The sequence below is a fragment of the Vaginella massiliensis genome (genome assembly GCF_900089075.1).
Taxonomy (GTDB): Bacteria; Bacteroidota; Bacteroidia; order Flavobacteriales; family Weeksellaceae; genus Weeksella; species Weeksella massiliensis_A.
The window spans coordinates 850988-866607 of sequence record NZ_LT593747.1; the positions used below are offsets into that span (position 1 = coordinate 850988).

At 34.0% G+C, this 15620-nt stretch carries 16 protein-coding genes; 5 read left to right on the plus strand and 11 right to left on the minus strand.

All coding sequences use genetic code 11. The annotated features are described in order from the left end of the window. Positions 1-11 precede the first annotated feature (11 nt). From BN8061_RS11405 to BN8061_RS11945, 4 genes are all read left to right on the plus strand, one after another. Positions 12-467 (plus strand): mobile mystery protein A, encoded by a 456-nt coding sequence (locus BN8061_RS11405; RefSeq protein ID WP_068599384.1) that lies wholly within the window; start codon positions 12-14, stop codon positions 465-467. Next, positions 458-1057 carry a mobile mystery protein B gene (locus tag BN8061_RS11410; RefSeq protein WP_068599386.1) on the plus strand — a complete coding sequence of 200 codons (600 nt, stop codon included), beginning with the start codon at positions 458-460 and terminating at the stop codon, positions 1055-1057. The genes BN8061_RS11405 and BN8061_RS11410 overlap by 10 nt, the downstream gene beginning before the upstream one ends. A 13-nt stretch (positions 1058-1070) precedes the next feature. Beyond that, complete coding sequence (locus BN8061_RS11415) at positions 1071-2579, plus strand: class I SAM-dependent DNA methyltransferase (RefSeq protein ID WP_068599388.1); 1509 nt, start codon at positions 1071-1073, stop codon at positions 2577-2579. 1190 nt (positions 2580-3769) lie between these two features. Continuing rightward, the gene (locus tag BN8061_RS11945) at positions 3770-4171 is read left to right on the plus strand and encodes a hypothetical protein (protein ID WP_154662320.1); all 402 of its coding nucleotides are present in this window, start codon (positions 3770-3772) and stop codon (positions 4169-4171) included. Between the two features lie 190 nt (positions 4172-4361). On the opposite strand, the gene BN8061_RS11430 is transcribed toward BN8061_RS11945, so the two are convergent. The 4 genes from BN8061_RS11430 to BN8061_RS11445 form a co-directional block, all read right to left on the minus strand. Further along, positions 4362-4610 (minus strand): hypothetical protein, encoded by a 249-nt coding sequence (locus BN8061_RS11430; RefSeq protein ID WP_068599395.1) that lies wholly within the window; start codon positions 4608-4610, stop codon positions 4362-4364. Next, a complete protein-coding gene (locus BN8061_RS11435; RefSeq protein ID WP_068599396.1) occupies positions 4597-4863 on the minus strand; it encodes a hypothetical protein in 267 nt (88 codons plus the stop codon). The genes BN8061_RS11430 and BN8061_RS11435 overlap by 14 nt, the downstream gene beginning before the upstream one ends. An 11-nt stretch (positions 4864-4874) precedes the next feature. Next, positions 4875-5330, minus strand: a complete 456-nt coding sequence (locus BN8061_RS11440; protein WP_204207211.1) for a DUF5675 family protein — start codon at positions 5328-5330, stop codon at positions 4875-4877. 68 nt (positions 5331-5398) lie between these two features. Continuing rightward, positions 5399-6202: a hypothetical protein gene (locus BN8061_RS11445; RefSeq protein ID WP_068599398.1), complete on the minus strand. Its 804-nt coding sequence runs from the start codon at positions 6200-6202 to the stop codon at positions 5399-5401. A 95-nt stretch (positions 6203-6297) separates the two neighbouring features. Here BN8061_RS11445 and BN8061_RS11450 point away from each other — a divergent pair, with 95 nt between their 5' ends. Next, positions 6298-6852, plus strand: a complete 555-nt coding sequence (locus tag BN8061_RS11450; protein WP_068599400.1) for a thermonuclease family protein — start codon at positions 6298-6300, stop codon at positions 6850-6852. Positions 6853-6976: 124 nt separating this feature from the next. On the opposite strand, the gene BN8061_RS11455 is transcribed toward BN8061_RS11450, so the two are convergent. The 7 genes from BN8061_RS11455 to blaOXA form a co-directional block, all read right to left on the minus strand. After that, positions 6977-7918 carry a CfrBI family restriction endonuclease gene (locus BN8061_RS11455; RefSeq protein ID WP_068599402.1) on the minus strand — a complete coding sequence of 314 codons (942 nt, stop codon included), beginning with the start codon at positions 7916-7918 and terminating at the stop codon, positions 6977-6979. Further along, complete coding sequence (locus tag BN8061_RS11460; RefSeq protein WP_068599403.1) at positions 7894-9279, minus strand: DNA methyltransferase; 1386 nt, start codon at positions 9277-9279, stop codon at positions 7894-7896. Before BN8061_RS11460 ends, BN8061_RS11455 begins: the two co-directional genes overlap by 25 nt. A 245-nt stretch (positions 9280-9524) precedes the next feature. Further along, on the minus strand, positions 9525-9992 hold the full coding sequence (locus tag BN8061_RS11465) for a hypothetical protein (protein ID WP_068595105.1): 468 nt from the start codon (positions 9990-9992) through the stop codon (positions 9525-9527). Between the two features lie 181 nt (positions 9993-10173). Then, positions 10174-10713: a Riean_0653 family protein gene (locus BN8061_RS11470; RefSeq protein WP_068599405.1), complete on the minus strand. Its 540-nt coding sequence runs from the start codon at positions 10711-10713 to the stop codon at positions 10174-10176. Positions 10714-10795: 82 nt separating this feature from the next. Further along, positions 10796-11335: a hypothetical protein gene (locus BN8061_RS11475; RefSeq protein ID WP_068599406.1), complete on the minus strand. Its 540-nt coding sequence runs from the start codon at positions 11333-11335 to the stop codon at positions 10796-10798. Continuing rightward, the gene (locus BN8061_RS11480; protein ID WP_068599407.1) at positions 11332-14250 is read right to left on the minus strand and encodes an alpha/beta fold hydrolase; all 2919 of its coding nucleotides are present in this window, start codon (positions 14248-14250) and stop codon (positions 11332-11334) included. The genes BN8061_RS11475 and BN8061_RS11480 overlap by 4 nt, the downstream gene beginning before the upstream one ends. A gap of 247 nt (positions 14251-14497) precedes the next feature. Then, positions 14498-15355 carry an OXA-1327 family class D beta-lactamase gene (gene blaOXA, locus BN8061_RS11485; RefSeq protein WP_005938297.1) on the minus strand — a complete coding sequence of 286 codons (858 nt, stop codon included), beginning with the start codon at positions 15353-15355 and terminating at the stop codon, positions 14498-14500. Positions 15356-15620: the final 265 nt, after the last annotated feature.

Genomic DNA, 15620 nt, shown 5'->3' on the forward strand with positions numbered 1-15620 from the left:
ATTGACCTATTATGAAGAATAATTTACAAAGAAAACAATTAGATGAAAAGCTTAGGGCAATTTCAGCGCTTCAAAACGTTCAAACTCCTGTTGGCGGATGGTTGAAAGCCATACGTACAACACTTGGTATGAGCTTAGAACAATTAGGCAATAAATTAGGTGTTACCAAACAAAGCATACAGAGTTTAGAAAAAAGAGAAAAAGAAGGAAGCATCACAATCAATTCGTTAAAAGAAACGGCTCAGGCATTGGATATGAAATTCGTATATGCGTTATTACCAATAGATGGAAGTCTAGAACAATTAGTTGAGCGTAAAGCCGAAATCTTAGCTAAAGATATTGTCATGCGTACTACACAAACTATGGCTTTAGAAGATCAAGAGAATGCACAAGCTCGATTAAAAGAGGCTATAGAAGAACGTAAAAAAGAGATTATTGAAAGTAATCCAAAAATATTATGGGATTAAATCTGCAATACGAATATGGTCAAACACCTTTAGATCCAGAAGAATTAGAGGGGTTAAAAATTTATTCCATTTCAACAAAAGCAGAACTTGATGAATTTGAACAACAAAATATTGAAGAAGCAATGTTTTGGGCAATGAAATTGAAATATTCTTACGAGAAAATAATCTCAGAAAAGTTTATTCTAGATTTACATAAAAGAATGTATAAGAATGTTTGGAAATGGGCAGGTACTTTCAGAAATACAGAAAAAAACATAGGTGTAAAACAGTATATGATAACTCATGACTTAAGAAACTTATTAGATGATACCTTGTATTGGATAGAGAATCAAACGTATTCACCTCATGAAATTGCCATCCGATTCAAACATCGACTAGTAGCAATTCATTGTTTCCCTAATGGAAATGGTAGACACAGTCGTTTGATGGCAGATAGCATTATGGAAAAAATTTTTAATTTTCCACCATTTACTTGGGGACGAAATCAAGTCACTCTTTCGAAAGAACAGATTAGAAAAGAATATATAAATGCGATTAGAGCAGCTGATCAAAATGATTATCAACCTTTACTGCATTTTTCACAATCTTAAATAAAGCTAACAAATGACAGAGTCAGCAATTATATCAAAAATATGGAACCTTGCCAACGTGATGCGTGATGATGGCGTAGGTTATGGCGATTATTTGGAGCAAATCACCTATTTATTGTTCCTTAAAATGGTGGATGAATTAAACAAACCACCGTATAGTAAGAATATACAATTGCCGCGTATCAAAGACATTGAAGGTAAAGAAATTCCTAATGGTGATTTATGCGATTGGGAAAGTTTACGTTCCAAAAACGGAGCAGAATTAGAAAGTTTCTATTCGCAGTTGTTGCGTACGCTTTCTTCAGAGAAAGGAATGTTGGGGCAAATCTATGCCAAGAGCCAAAATAAGATTCAAGATCCTGCGAAGTTATTGCGCATTCTTAACTTAATTGACCAAGAAGATTGGTCATCTATGGGTTCGGATATCAAAGGTAAAATCTATGAAGGTTTATTGGAGAAAAACGCCGAAGACACCAAATCAGGCGCAGGTCAATATTTTACACCGCGTCCACTAATTAATATTATGGTGCAATGTGTTCAACCTAAGCCAATGAAAACCATCATCGACCCGGCTTGTGGTTCGGGTGGTTTCTTCTTAGCAGCTTATGATTATCTAAGTAAACAATCTTTGGATCGTGATGAAAAGAAATTTTTGAAAGAAAAAACTTTTCATGGCAACGAGATTGTAGCCAGTACACGCCGTATGTGTTTGATGAACTTGTACTTACACGGTATCGGAGAGATTGACGGAGAACCATTAATTAAATCATCAGACGCCTTGATATCTTCTGAATCGAATACCTATGATTATGTCTTGGCCAATCCACCTTTCGGGAAGAAAAGTTCGTACACGGTAACCAACGAAGATGGAGAGGTAGAGCGTGATGACATGAGTTATAACCGTCAAGACTTTTGGGAAACGACTTCCAACAAACAGTTGAATTTTTTGCAGCACATCAAAACCTTACTAAAAATCAATGGGGAAGCAGCAGTGGTTTTACCAGATAATGTATTGTTTGAAGGTGGTGCAGGAGAAGAAATTCGCAAGCGTTTATTAGAAACAACAGAATTGCATACCATTTTACGTTTACCTACGGGTATTTTCTATGCCAATGGAGTAAAAGCGAATGTATTATTCTTTACCAATAAGGTTGCTTCTAAAGAAGCACAAACCAAAGAAGTATGGATTTACGATTACCGTACGAATGTACATCATACCTTAAAGAAAAAGCCATTAACAGAAGCCGATCTACAAGACTTCGTGAAATGCTATAATTCAGCGAATATTTACAACCGTACGGAAACTTGGTCGGAGGATAATCCTGATGGTCGTTGGAGAAAATATACCTACGATGAAATCATCGCAAGAGATAAAACATCATTGGATATATTTTGGATCAAAGATCAATCTCTAACGGATTTAGATAATCTACCTGAACCCGATATTTTAGCACAAGAAATTGTAGATAATATTGAGTCTGCTTTAGGTAGTTTTAGGGAAATCATAAAGGATTTGGAGTAAATTATAAGGTTACCAATCCCAAAATACTACATCAAGTAGTAAATGATAATCAGTAAAATATAAACGCCTATTTGCAAAGTTGGTATGTGTAAAGGTCAACAACAAAAAAGCAACTGCGGTTAATTCCAGTTTTGCGCAATACCCTAACGGGATACTTCGCAAAGCTGCCCGGGACATTAACCGCAATAACTTTCGCTGTTGCCCTATATTCAAAGGATTTTGCAAATAGGCTTCTTTCGTTCTAAAAACGAACATCCGTTTTCAAAAACCGTATTTTGGTTTTGATGAAGTAGCAGTATTGCCACAATCATTTTTGCATTTGAGATTAAGAGGAGAAGCTTGAGAAGCTTCGGGAATAATTTACTCCGTTAGGTTCATTCCACTTGTCATTCTGAACTCGTTTCAGAATCCCATCATAATTCTAACTTCTCAATACTAATTTCTAAAATCTAAGCGAAGCGTTCCATTCACCCAACTCCGCAAAACCAAGCCTAAAAAAAAGCTTTCCTTTCAGTCAAGCCCATTTTTGAACGGCTTTTCGTTATACACAAAAATGCTCGTTAGGCATTTGAGATTAAGAGGAGAAGCTTGAGAAGCTTCGCGTTTAAATGCCACGCACCCCCGCCACCCAAGAAAGTGGTTGCAGGTTCAGAAAAAGCAAAAGTTTTTTAGTAAGGTACATTGGTGTATTGCGCTAAACCGCTAGTCGCATCACATCGTTCGGTACTACACACTAACGTGTTTCGTAACCCCTCACTTTTGTGCTGCTTGTTAGCTCATTAGCCCACACCAATTGGCTCGGTGTAGCAAAACACCCTAAAGGGATGTTCAGCTACAATCCCTCGCCACCTTATTTCGATTATGGTTTGCTTTTCTTCACCTGCGCGTGTTGCCCCAGTGCGTTCTTTCCGGAATAGACACAACAAAATTCACAAAAAAGGTCGCAAAGTTAGTTCGTGGTCGTTTTACGTCAAGGTCAAGCCCTTCGGGTTTCTCACAAAATCTTCACCCATTCGGGTCGAATTTTGCTCGAAAACCTTGCCTTTAAAACGCCCAATCCTGATGGAATGGCTTTCTTTTTTTCTTTTCAATAAATTATTTTACTAATCCATCACTTTTTGAGTTTGAAGAATTCAATTATTTGAATTAATTGATATATTTTCGTACAATAATTATAATATTAGCCACTTATGAAATGGATTTTATTTTTTCCATATACAATATATGCGTACTTAAAAGACAAGAGGAAAAAAGAGCCTAAAGATGCTTATACAAGTTCTATTTTAATATTCAGTTTATATCTTTTTATCTATTTAATTTTTATCTATCCAAATATTATAAATGTAATTGGTGCTTTTTTTTCAAAAATATCTTTGATTATAAATTTACCAGTTGATTCAAAACCTATAAAGTACATTGGCTTTTTCATTTTAATGTGTTTTCCATTTTTAATAGTTAGAAAAAAACAGTTAGATAACTTAATGTATAGTATTAATGAGCGTAGAATTTTTAATTTCTTAACCCTTTTAATTATTTCTTTGCCAATACTTATGGTTTTATTCTTCTTTTTAAGAATTATAATTTTCAATTAATAAAATCAATTCCCTTAATTTCCCTAATCTAATTCCACTTTTTTAGACAACGTTCCAACTTTGATTGGGACATAAAGCGTACATATTCCACCTCTATAAATAATTGGGTGCAGTGATAACGCATAAAAAAATCTCACCATTACGATGAGATTTCAAAAAGTCCTGATAGACCTGTTAAGGTCTTTTTAGACTATTTTTTATTTGGATCATTATCAGCTTCATCAATCTTTACAGCAGTTTGAGCAACAGCACTGGCGATTGCACCGCCTAAAGCTAAATATCCAGCTACTGAAACAATGGTTGCAGGTAAAGCAATTGGAGCAGCTAAAAGAGTACCACTAATCGCAGTTAAAGCTAATCCCACATTACGAACGATTTTAAACCATTTTGGCGTTTCATTGGTTACTCGTTCTACTAAATTTAAACTATCCTTTTTCATCACGTTTATTTTTAAGATTCAACATTTCAAGAGTTGTAATTCTTGATTCTAAATATTCCACACGTTGGCTCAGTAGATCATAACTGTTTTTAAATTCAGTTTTGATTAATAAAGCCATCGTTTTTACTTCTGTAATATCCTTTTCCATTTTCTTAAAATCGGAGTGTAATTGCTTAATAAAGTAGGCAACCACAGCCAATAATAAACTTGAAACTGAACCAAAAAGGACATTTAAAACCAATTCATTTTCCATAGCTTATGATTTTAGAATTGAAAATTATTCTCAATCCGAATTTGATTTTCTTTGCTTTTGGCAATCTTCAAAAGTTTCGGATAAACCACATCATAAGCTTTACGACTATGGGTAACTTGATAATCACCATTGATCAATTCAAAACCAAACCCAGTCAACGGACATCCTGCAGTTTGTAAATAGGTATTTCCGATATGGATATACACATAGTCAAAATTCGGAAGCTGATCGATTTCAATCATACCTTCGTGAACTTTACCCATCAGATTTTTATACTTAGTATTCATACAGCCCCAAGAATTTACAATCAATAGATAATCACCCGTAGGTATTGCAGTTTGCTTCGGTATCTTATCGGCTCGTATTTTATCTTCCAAAAGGTAACATTGAAAGATTCCATCAATGTATAAATGACTCAACGTACTTTGCTTTCCTTGAGCCACACGCACAATTTTTACTCTCATCATTCATTCAATTAAAGTGAAACAAAAAAGAGCCTTTTCAAATCGAAAAGACTCTTTAACTAACCAATAGCTTAAAAAGCATCTTCGATTTTCAAGCAGTTTCCAGAGGCGAAAGGATAATAGTTTCCGTTGACTTCTTGGAAAAACTCAATACCAATACACTGTACAACCGTTACGTTATTTGCTAAAGTTGGCGCACCTGGTAAAGCTGCCGAAATCGTATCTCCGGCATACGGAGTGTTTAACGGAATATAATCCGAGTACGTAACAACATTCAATTCGTTATTAATAAGATCATCAGCTTCGTAATTTCCAGTAGTAGGATTGAACGAGAAATCAGCTAATACAGCCAAAGCATTAATCAATCGGAAATGTGTAGATCCTGCAGGAGCAGAAACTAATTCAGCAGGATTAAATGCAGCAACTAAAAAATCAGCTTCGTTTCTGTCTACATTATGTTCCACATCATAAGGCGCATTAAAAACACCATTAATCGAAAGTCGTTTGTCAAACTCAAAGCCTATTAAATATTGACGTTGAGTAGAAATTTCAACTTTTCTGTAACCTCTGGCTTCAGTACCATCCTCCAAATTGATTTTCTTCATCACCGAAGTCAATCGACCTGTTACTTGGCTATCCGCCATTTTACTCATGACTTGCGAAAGAGCAGTACGCAATGATTTTCCTGCTTTAGCACAACCACCAAACTCATTCATATTTTCACGAGTACGTTCAAACTCAGGCGCAGTTTTTACTTGCTGAGCAGTAGGACCACCAACTAAACCGGCATAAAACCCTGGTTGTCCTTTAATTTTAAAATGACGAACATCTCCAATTGTACCGATGTATTTCATCAAACCTTTTTGTCTTGCCATAACAATAAATTTTTTAGTTAAACAATTGATATTAATCGTATTACAAAGTTGGTTGATTAAATTTGTATAGACAATATGTAACTAATTGCAATAGAATGAAATACAGTGCTAAAGAACCTTATTACGTGGAAACATTTTATAATGTATTAGAAATCAAAGACGCAGATACTTTGGTAGTGAAACACGCTTTTTCGAAAGAAGAAAAAGAAATCAGATTGTATGGAATAGATGCACCAGAAATCCGAATGAATAGAAAATTAAAAACAGATGAAGAAAAATCGCATCTTCCTGCAAGTTTGTTGATCGAGTTAGGATGGGAAGCAAGAAATTACCTAACTAACGTCTTAGGTGTTAGAGATAGAATTACCATACTCACAGAAATAAAAAATGCCTACGATTTTTATCATAGGCAATTAGGTTATGTCATCCTGGAATCAGGCGAATGTTTGAATGAATTGTTGCTTCAAAATGGATATGCAAAAGCATCAAGGGACTATTATTGTTCCAAATTGGCAGAATATCAGTTGATGAATCGTACTGCTCAGCTAAATAAAGTCGGTTTATATGCTCGAATTTCCCATTTTAAGCCCAGATCAAATGTTAAAGTTTCGTTCTTTATGACTAAAAATCTTTGCTCAACAAAGACTTAAAACATACTTTTTAAATTGTTGTACTTATGTTGTACCAAATGCTATGAAATGAGTAACCAACCCACTAAAATAAAGACTTTGCAAAGAAACTTTGGATAATACTATGTTATGTGTAGTGCTGTTTCTAATCTAAAATTTCATCTAAAATTCCTTCTAAAACTTCTTCAAGTTGTTCTTCATTTATTTCTGATGAAAAGTCTATAAATGGAATATTAAATTTTTCCAGAACTTCTTTAAATCTTCTGAAACCATTTTCATTTCTCAATTCTACCCAGCCAACATTTAAACTTGTTAATTGAGCAATGTTTGTTTCAGAAAGTTTATCTGCTACAAATACTTTACTTTCTCTAGCAATTACAGCATCAGCCACCTCCGGATTTCCTTTCCCCATTAGTTTAACTTCACATTTAAAGTTTTCACTATTATTAGAAATTAAAAAGAAGTCTATTTCTCTTTCAAAATCACCGTAACTAGCTGCACCACCCCCTTCAAGCCTAAGGCTGTAATTCTCTGCTGGCACCTGATATAACTTACATAATGTTAGCATCAATGGTCCTTCTACATTTTTACCAATCGCACTATATGCACCACCTGTAATTGCAGCTCTTTTAACTGCTAAACTAGTTATAACAATTAAACTTTCATTTAAATCTAGTTCTACACTTACTTTATTAAATGTAATCTTTAAAGTTAAATCTAGACTAGGATCTTCTTCGATTAAACTACTGATTGCATTTACTAAAGAATCGTAGTTTTCTTCCGATGCAGAAATTACTACTTCTTTTTTACCAGAATTAAACATATTCGAAATTGTCTTTTTGTTTATCCCTGCATTTATAGCTCTTTGAGTTGGATTGATATCATCATTCATTACTAAATAATCTTTATACCAATCTTCTGAAATTTTTTCACCTTTCAATTTTGCTTCTACAACTTTTTTAAAGAAATCTAAGCAATAATTTAAAAATTTACTGTTAATTTCAGTTTGAGCAACTATTCTATAATCTTTTGAAGTAATCAAACGTTTGATAACATCCTTTATTACAATTTTTCTTGTGATATCCATTCTTTAAATTCATTTAGATTTAGAAAATGAGTTTTTTCATTTTCTGAATTATTTTTTGCTGCTTTTGATTTCATATATTCAAAGTATTTATCTTCTTTTTCTGTTAATAAAAAATTACGACCTAAATTTTTGGCAGTTCTTCCCATTGTACCGCTTCCACCGAATGGATCAAATACTAGATCATCTTTGAAAGAGTAATATTTAATCACTCGTTTACATAGTTCAACTGGAAATATTGCAGAATGCACTTTGTCAAAAGATGGATCAATTCTCCATACGTTAGTAGATTCATAACCATCTTCTACCTTGCTACTTTCAACCTTATCTAAACTATATTGTTTTATGTTCCAATCAATTAATTTATCTGTACTTTTTCGATAAACCATTAAATACTCTGTAACACAATTTGGTTTATAAGCAAGAGGTTTTCTATGCTGCATAAACCCCCCAATTCTATTTTTAACACTCGCCTCTGGTTTCATCCAGACAATGTCATCTATAAATTCCCAGCCCATTTCCATTAGATATTTATGAATATCAAAGGGTATTGGATATCTTTTACTAGAATGTGCGCGACTTATTCTTGGTATAATTATTGGGGAAGTATTTACAATTAAAAATCTTCCTTCTTTAGTAATTCTATGTACTTCTTTAAATACTTCAGCTAAGAATTCCAAATAAGCATTATAACTAGGATAAATTGAATAATCTCTAGCATTATAATACGGAGGCGAAGTAAATGTAAGATGTATACTATCATCTTCAATCAATTTCATAACATCTAAAGTGTCAGCATTTACTACAACATTTTTTAAATAATCGTATGATTCTGAGTGAGCTTGTTTAATATTTGCTTTCTTTTCAGAAAAGTATTCTTTATAAATGATTGTTCTAACCATTTCATTTTGGTGGTTTATCAAACTCTTTAAGTCTTCATCGACTCCACTTCCTTTGAAAACTAGTAACCCTCGAATAGCTTGACATACAATTTTAGGATCATTATCCATCAAAGCTTCTCTTAGAATTGGTTTAATTGATTTTGTTCTAAATCTTCCAATTGATGATATAGCTTCACGTCTCACAGTCGTATCAACATCACTTTTAGATATTTGGTATAGTATTTCTAAATATTTTTCATTAGTTAATTTTCCAAGATTTTTTATAGCTAACGCTCTAATTCCTGCATTTTTATGATTAAGTAATTCAATAAAAATTTCACCGCTGAAATTTTTACTCAATTGCCCTAAATTACTCAATATGAAATTTATGGATGAAATATTTCCTTCATTATCTCTAATGAGTTGAGTTAATGAATCTTCACCATTCTTTTTTATTTCTTTAATATATTCCTTTGTCAGCATTGTTTCAATTATCACATTATCTATCTGCTAAGATAAGAAATATATCATTTAAATAAACGAATTAGATTTATGCAGAAATTTTAGGAAGCATTACACATAACGTTTTCGGGCTTTGCGTTCGGGCGGGTATCGGAGCACAAAACTGTCAACCTGCACTGAACTTGAATAGAAGCACAAAGCTCCAAGTTTGCACGTCACCCCGCCTGACGCAAAACCCGTGTTATAGCCAGTGCTTCTTCTTTCTCTCATTTTGTTATACTATTAATTGTCTGTCTCAACACGTCTAATTGTTCTTTATAGTTATTCTTGTCAAAAGTCAATTGTCCGAATTTTGAATAGTCCCAAAAGTTATGACTATCAACAGTTCTGTGTGGTTGTTCAAAGTCAGCCCAAATGATTTTGTCACCCAATTCGTATGCCTTTACTTTCATTGGCCAGCAACCATCACATCCACATTCACATTCAAGCACTGAAACTTTGTCGTTATCGTCAATGTCATATTCGTCTGGGTTGGTCAGGTGTTTAAGCAAAGTCTCAGGAGTAAGTCCATCATAGCCGCCAGCGATATTTTCTGAACCTTCTTTTTTTGCGAAAGGCAGTTCATAAACTTTCAATAAGTCAATGAGGTCTTTTCCGTTAACTAAAATTGTCACAGACTTAAATTGATAATTGTCGTTTTGTTTGTCTTGTATTTTAAATTCTAATATATCCATTTGTTTGTTGTCTGTCGTTTGTTAGCATTGGCTATAACGTTTCGGGTATTTATGAAGGACGGGAGTTCTCACAAATACTTTTGTAAACATACTTTTATTTTTAATTTTAGCCAAATGAAAAAAGACGAGCCATTTGCCCGTCTTTCATAAATACCATGTTAGCTGACGTTTTTTATCATTACTAGTTATAATTAGGATGAGTTTCCATATTGATTTTAAAATTTCCGCTGATTGGTTTAATGATTTCAGGATGTTGTGGGTCATACATATCACAAGAAAAACTACCTTCCAAAATTCCTCTTTCACTATCATAGCGTGTTATCTCAAAACTTCCTGTATTCCCTAAGCTTAAAAATGAGTATTGGGCTGTAACTTCATCCTGAAGATATATAGACGTAAAGCTTGAAAAATTATTCAAATTTTCCATTGTCGCAGATTCTATAGGGTAATTACCTATTTCTATAACATCTAAAAGTCGAATATCTAAATATAAGTTATTGGGACTAGAAATAGTAATAAACCAGTCATTAATATCATCAGGATCTCTATTGACATTTAGTGTATATGATCCATAGCCAAAGCCGTGAATCCATTCGGGTTCAATAGCTTGTCCATTGAAGTTGGCGGAAAAGGTATTTCCGCCATTGTCTTTTCCACTGTCATCGTCATTGTTGCAAGCCAAAAACGAAAAGAATGTTAAAATTAGAATTATTGGTTTCATTTTTTGAGATTTCTGAAAATGATTTTGAAAAATTAAGGGTTGTGCAACGGTTACCCTAGTTAGCTGACGTTTTTTATCATTACTAGTTATAATTAGGATGAGTTTCCATATTGATTTTAAAATTTCCGCTGATTGGTTTAATGATTTCAGGATGTTGTGGGTCATACATATCACATGAAAAACTACCTTCCAAAATCCCTCTTTCACTATCATATCGTGTTACCTCAAAACTTCCGGTATCTCCAAGACTAAGCGCTCTAAAGTGTGCTGTAACACCATCTTCCAAAAAAATACAGGTTTTGGAATAAACATTAGTCCAATCTTCTAAATTAGCAGTTTCAATGGGATAAGTTCCTATGCCATTTATATTTAAAATAAATAAGCTTAAATATAAATCACTTTCAGTATTGACTTTTAGTTTCCAACTATTATTATTTTCCCAGTATCTGTTTACATAAAAAGTATAAGCACCGGTTACACCGCTTGAAATAAATCTGGGTTCAATGGTTTGCCCATCGAAAGTGGCGGAAAAAGTATTCCCGTCATTGTCTTTGCCGCTGTCATCGTCATTGTTGCAAGCCAAGAATGAAAGAAATGTTAAAATTATAATTATTGGTTTCATTTTTTGATAATTTTTTTGGTTATAATTTCATTGTTGATAGTTGCTTTGATAAAGTAAACTCCCGGTTTTAGATTTGAAACATTTATATTATTTCCTTTAGTAGTAAACACTAGATTCCCATTATAATCAAATACATTGATAGACTCGGAGTATATAGTTTCTTGATTATTTTTGTTAAATAGTTCATCACAAGGTATAGGCCTTAATGTGTAAGTATCATCATCGGAAGGTTCTATGAAATAACCTGAAGGTGGGCATGGTGGAGGAGTTAGTACAAAATCATGTTGAGTAATACCGCAAGGATTGGTTACGTGTACGCGTGCATTAACAGTCCAATAGTTATTAGGACCTTGCCCGTTTACTTCTGTATCATTATCAGATGCGTACATATTTCCACCACTAGTTGAGGAAAGTTTTTCCCAATGGATATAAGATATTTCCTGTTCTTCCAACGTTGAATTAACTCCTTTCAGATAGCCTTTAGCCCAGTTGCTTATACCCCCCATATCACTTTCTAATTCTACGAAAACCCGTGCTTTACCAATCCATACTTCTTTGCTTATACTATACTGTCCGGGTATATGAGCAGTAATGATGACTGAACCAAATGCATTTGGAGTTGCACTGAAAACAAATTGTGAGGCATCTTGTTGCATAATAACAATTTTACTTGGGTCAGAAACAGACCAAGTAGTTCCTTCTTTCACGTTGCAAGACTCAAAATAAAGTCGGATATTGTTGCTTTCACATAGATTTGTGCCTTGTTGTTTTAAATCTTCATCGGTAAGTATAAAAGAAGGAGTTTGAGGATTGCCTAAAATCTCTTGTCTTATAAAATTGGAAGCTCCCGTTGATAAAAAAGTATGATTTTCATTTTGATTGGGAGCAAAATATGAATCGAAGGGCGTATTGCTACAAGTTAGGTTTCGTCCACTTATGTCCTCAAATAAATACTGATTTCCTTGGTAGTCCAATGCACTTTTGGTAGGTAAGAAGCTGAAAGCATCAGAAGCCAAATTTTGCTTAACTCCGGTAACGAACCAGTCAAATCCCCATTCAGTAAATTTCAGGATTCGGTCATCCAGGTCATCTATACTTGAAATTCCTCCCGATGTGTTTTCGTAGCTTCCTAAATAAGCATAGGAATTAGCATGACGCTCTCTTTTCCAAACGTTAAATATTAAGAATTTCAACCTCCAGTAAAAAACTCTGGCTCTTGCATCGTGATGGGTTAAATTTAAACGAAGCTTGCCGTTAAGCAAAACCCAAAATAAGTGCATTTTCCCTTCATAGTATTTTTGGTTGATATTATTTGTTCCGATGCCGTCCAATCTACCATTCGTTACCGCTATATTTCGGGATTGTTGCGGATAACCCATCGCATTTAAATCATTGTAAAAACGATTATGAAACCCCTGAATACCTATTGGGTATTCTGAACCACTACCATAATGGTTAACCAACATTTGTTTTGGAGCAGGAAGAAAAAGGTCATCAGTTAAATCATCAAGTTCTTCGTCCATCCAACCCGGAACCAAATCATCTATGAAATCCATCGTATATTGAGCTCCGGAAGGAACAACCGCACCTTGGTGTGGTGAATCTACAGAAACATATAAATCCGTATCGTGATTCATATTGTGAAGTTCCATATAACGAAGTGCATAACGAGCTACTAATCCACCCATACTGAAACCAATAATTTTTATAGGCTCTGCATTATCCGCTTTACTGGCATTGATGCGGTTAATTAGCTCTATCAAAACCATGGCATTGCGTTCTATGTAATCACTTCCTCCACGGATTTCTTTACCGTTTGACGTTGTATAATTTCGAAAATCTAACGTAAAGACATCGTAACCTGAACTTATGAGTTGATCTCCTAAATAATTGATATTTAATAAATCGTCAAAAATATCTTCATTATCAAAGCTATCGCTTGGGTCATATCCCTCTACCACAATGATCGGTTTATCCACACAGTTTGTACCACTATGATTTTGGTATCTTCCTAATCCTGCATAGGCTTGGCTTTCGTCATAGCCCTGAAATGTAAGTGTAGAATAAAAATAACCTGATGTGGGCATATTACAGGAATTCGTACCTTCTGTAGAATTTGTTTGTACTTCAATTTTTATTTTTGAAGCATTTATTATCTCAAATTTTGCGTTTGTTGTTTGTGTTTTGTTATTCGAAAAAGTGGCTTTAAATTTTATTAATTTTTCACCGTAAGTCGGATAAGATATTGTAACAGATTGTCCTTTATTAACGGTTCTATATCCTTGTCCGTCATTAAAGTCTATTTGCAGATTGGTAATCTGATATTGTGCAGTTTCTTTCCAAAAACTACTATGTAGTTTGAAAGTTACTGTTTTACTCTTAAAGTCTTTTTTTAGTGGTGAAGCCACAAAAGAATTTTCTATTTTTTTGTACAAGGGAACAGATGAATTGCTGTTTTCATAAAGTAAGCTGTCTGTTCCAGCTACATACAATGCTCCCGTTGCAAGTGGGTCTCCATTAAATACTGCAAAATCTACATTTAGTATTCCAATGTTAACAGTATTGCCACTATTTTTATTTGTTTGATAAAGAGATTCAACATTGTTAAATCTATTTAGATAGTCGGAACGTTTTAAATCGTCCAATGCCATGAAGAAATGAAAATTGTTACTGGTTGGCGTAGGTAGCGCACTTTGCGATTCAGAAGATTGTTGACCAATAATCAATGTTGGCGGAGAAAATGCAGTGAGGTTTGCTTTCTGAAAAGTACGTTCATACAATATGTTGCTTGGAACATTTGTTTGATTTAAGTGTTGGATTTTTTCTTCGATTTTGCCTTGAATTGAATCTAATAAAGATTGGCTAATTCCAAAAATAGGAATTAATAAGAGGATTAAGAGGATTTGTTTCTTCATAGAAATTTGGTTTTTAAGGTTAATTTTTTCGTTTAAAATGTCAGCTAACGTTTCGGGGCTTGGCGTCAGTGGCGGAAATTGAAGCGAAAAGTTTCAATTTAGCGACACAGTAAGCAAAAGCCAATTTATTGAATAAATTTAAGGAAAAAGTCAATATAATTGGCTTTTGCGGAATATAATGCCGAAACTTCAAATTTTAGTCTTAACCCGCCATTGAGCCAAACGCCTGTTACCTGCTGGCATTCTTTTAAATTATATTCAAGTCTTTAAATACTTTTTTGGTAATTTCTTTTCTGCAACTTCCGAAATCAGACCTTTTCATTTTTCTGTCTTGTAAAAGTCTTGTTGCAAAAATATAAGTCCCATTTTTGGTCTCAATGTACCCTGTCCACCAACCTGTATTGATGTTATTTTCCCTTGTCCAACCTGTCTTAGCCCTTATAGTATATTCTTCATTTTGTTCCGTAATCATTACGTTTTTAACAATGTCAATATTTCGCTTAGAAAAGGGTAATTTTTCTTCATAAAAAGATTTTACAAATTCGACCTGATTTTTAGGCGAAATTGCAAAGTCTCCAAAATTCCAAAAATCGGCTTCAGTTTGGGATAAATTATTGTTTCCATACTTGCTCTCTGCGAGGTGTTTTCTATAGGTATCTTTTCCGATTTTCTTTGCAAGTTCTACAAAAACCCAACCTGCTGATAATTCAAAGGCTTCTTTGACTGGCATATCGTGATAAATTTCGGGTCTATAACCATACTTAACTGTATCTGTACTACCAACCCATTTTATTATTTCGTTTTCATCTTTGATAGTATTAGTTTCAAGAGCAATCAATAAATTTATAATCTTGAATGTAGATGCTGGAAGCGTTTCAATTTCTAATCCAACTGTGTCCGATACAATCCATTTATCATTTCTAATGTCATAAATAGCAATTGTGCCTTCAACTCCGCAACTGTCAAAATAATTTTGGAAGTCGCCCCGTATATTTATGTCGTTCTTAGCCAAAATATTTGATTTTCCATCTGCTTGTCTGTTAGACGAACATCCATAAATAAGGAAAAGTGTTACAATAAAAGAAAATAAACTTTTTGATTTCATTAGTTTCTTGAATTTACGGTTTGGTTTTTTATGCTTGCAGGTAACGGTCCGGCAGCTTGGCGAAGGAGCGGACTAACGAAGCCGAAATTTTCAATATAGCACTACCGTAAGCAAAACCGCTTGGTGTTGCGAACTTACAATTTTTATCGCAAAAACCAAGCGGTTTTTGCGACAATCGAAGACGAAACGTTCAACTTAGACGGAACTCCGCTCTTTTGCCAAACTGCTTGTTATAGGCTGTGGTTCTGGTCATTGCATTGTTTTT

Bases quoted from the DNA above. Each gene is read 5' to 3' on its own strand.
- BN8061_RS11405 (WP_068599384.1), top strand. From the start codon at position 12: ATGAAGAATAATTTACAAAGAAAACAATTAGATGAAAAGCTTAGGGCA.
- BN8061_RS11410 (WP_068599386.1), top strand. From the start codon at position 458: ATGGGATTAAATCTGCAATACGAATATGGTCAAACACCTTTAGATCCA.
- BN8061_RS11415 (WP_068599388.1), top strand. From the start codon at position 1,071: ATGACAGAGTCAGCAATTATATCAAAAATATGGAACCTTGCCAACGTG.
- BN8061_RS11945 (WP_154662320.1), top strand. From the start codon at position 3,770: ATGAAATGGATTTTATTTTTTCCATATACAATATATGCGTACTTAAAA.
- BN8061_RS11430 (WP_068599395.1), bottom strand. From the start codon at position 4,610: ATGAAAAAGGATAGTTTAAATTTAGTAGAACGAGTAACCAATGAAACG.
- BN8061_RS11435 (WP_068599396.1), bottom strand. From the start codon at position 4,863: ATGGAAAATGAATTGGTTTTAAATGTCCTTTTTGGTTCAGTTTCAAGT.
- BN8061_RS11440 (WP_204207211.1), bottom strand. From the start codon at position 5,330: ATGATGAGAGTAAAAATTGTGCGTGTGGCTCAAGGAAAGCAAAGTACG.
- BN8061_RS11445 (WP_068599398.1), bottom strand. From the start codon at position 6,202: ATGGCAAGACAAAAAGGTTTGATGAAATACATCGGTACAATTGGAGAT.
- BN8061_RS11450 (WP_068599400.1), top strand. From the start codon at position 6,298: ATGAAATACAGTGCTAAAGAACCTTATTACGTGGAAACATTTTATAAT.
- BN8061_RS11455 (WP_068599402.1), bottom strand. From the start codon at position 7,918: ATGGATATCACAAGAAAAATTGTAATAAAGGATGTTATCAAACGTTTG.
- BN8061_RS11460 (WP_068599403.1), bottom strand. From the start codon at position 9,279: ATGCTGACAAAGGAATATATTAAAGAAATAAAAAAGAATGGTGAAGAT.
- BN8061_RS11465 (WP_068595105.1), bottom strand. From the start codon at position 9,992: ATGGATATATTAGAATTTAAAATACAAGACAAACAAAACGACAATTAT.
- BN8061_RS11470 (WP_068599405.1), bottom strand. From the start codon at position 10,713: ATGAAACCAATAATTCTAATTTTAACATTCTTTTCGTTTTTGGCTTGC.
- BN8061_RS11475 (WP_068599406.1), bottom strand. From the start codon at position 11,335: ATGAAACCAATAATTATAATTTTAACATTTCTTTCATTCTTGGCTTGC.
- BN8061_RS11480 (WP_068599407.1), bottom strand. From the start codon at position 14,250: ATGAAGAAACAAATCCTCTTAATCCTCTTATTAATTCCTATTTTTGGA.
- blaOXA (WP_005938297.1), bottom strand. From the start codon at position 15,355: ATGAAATCAAAAAGTTTATTTTCTTTTATTGTAACACTTTTCCTTATT.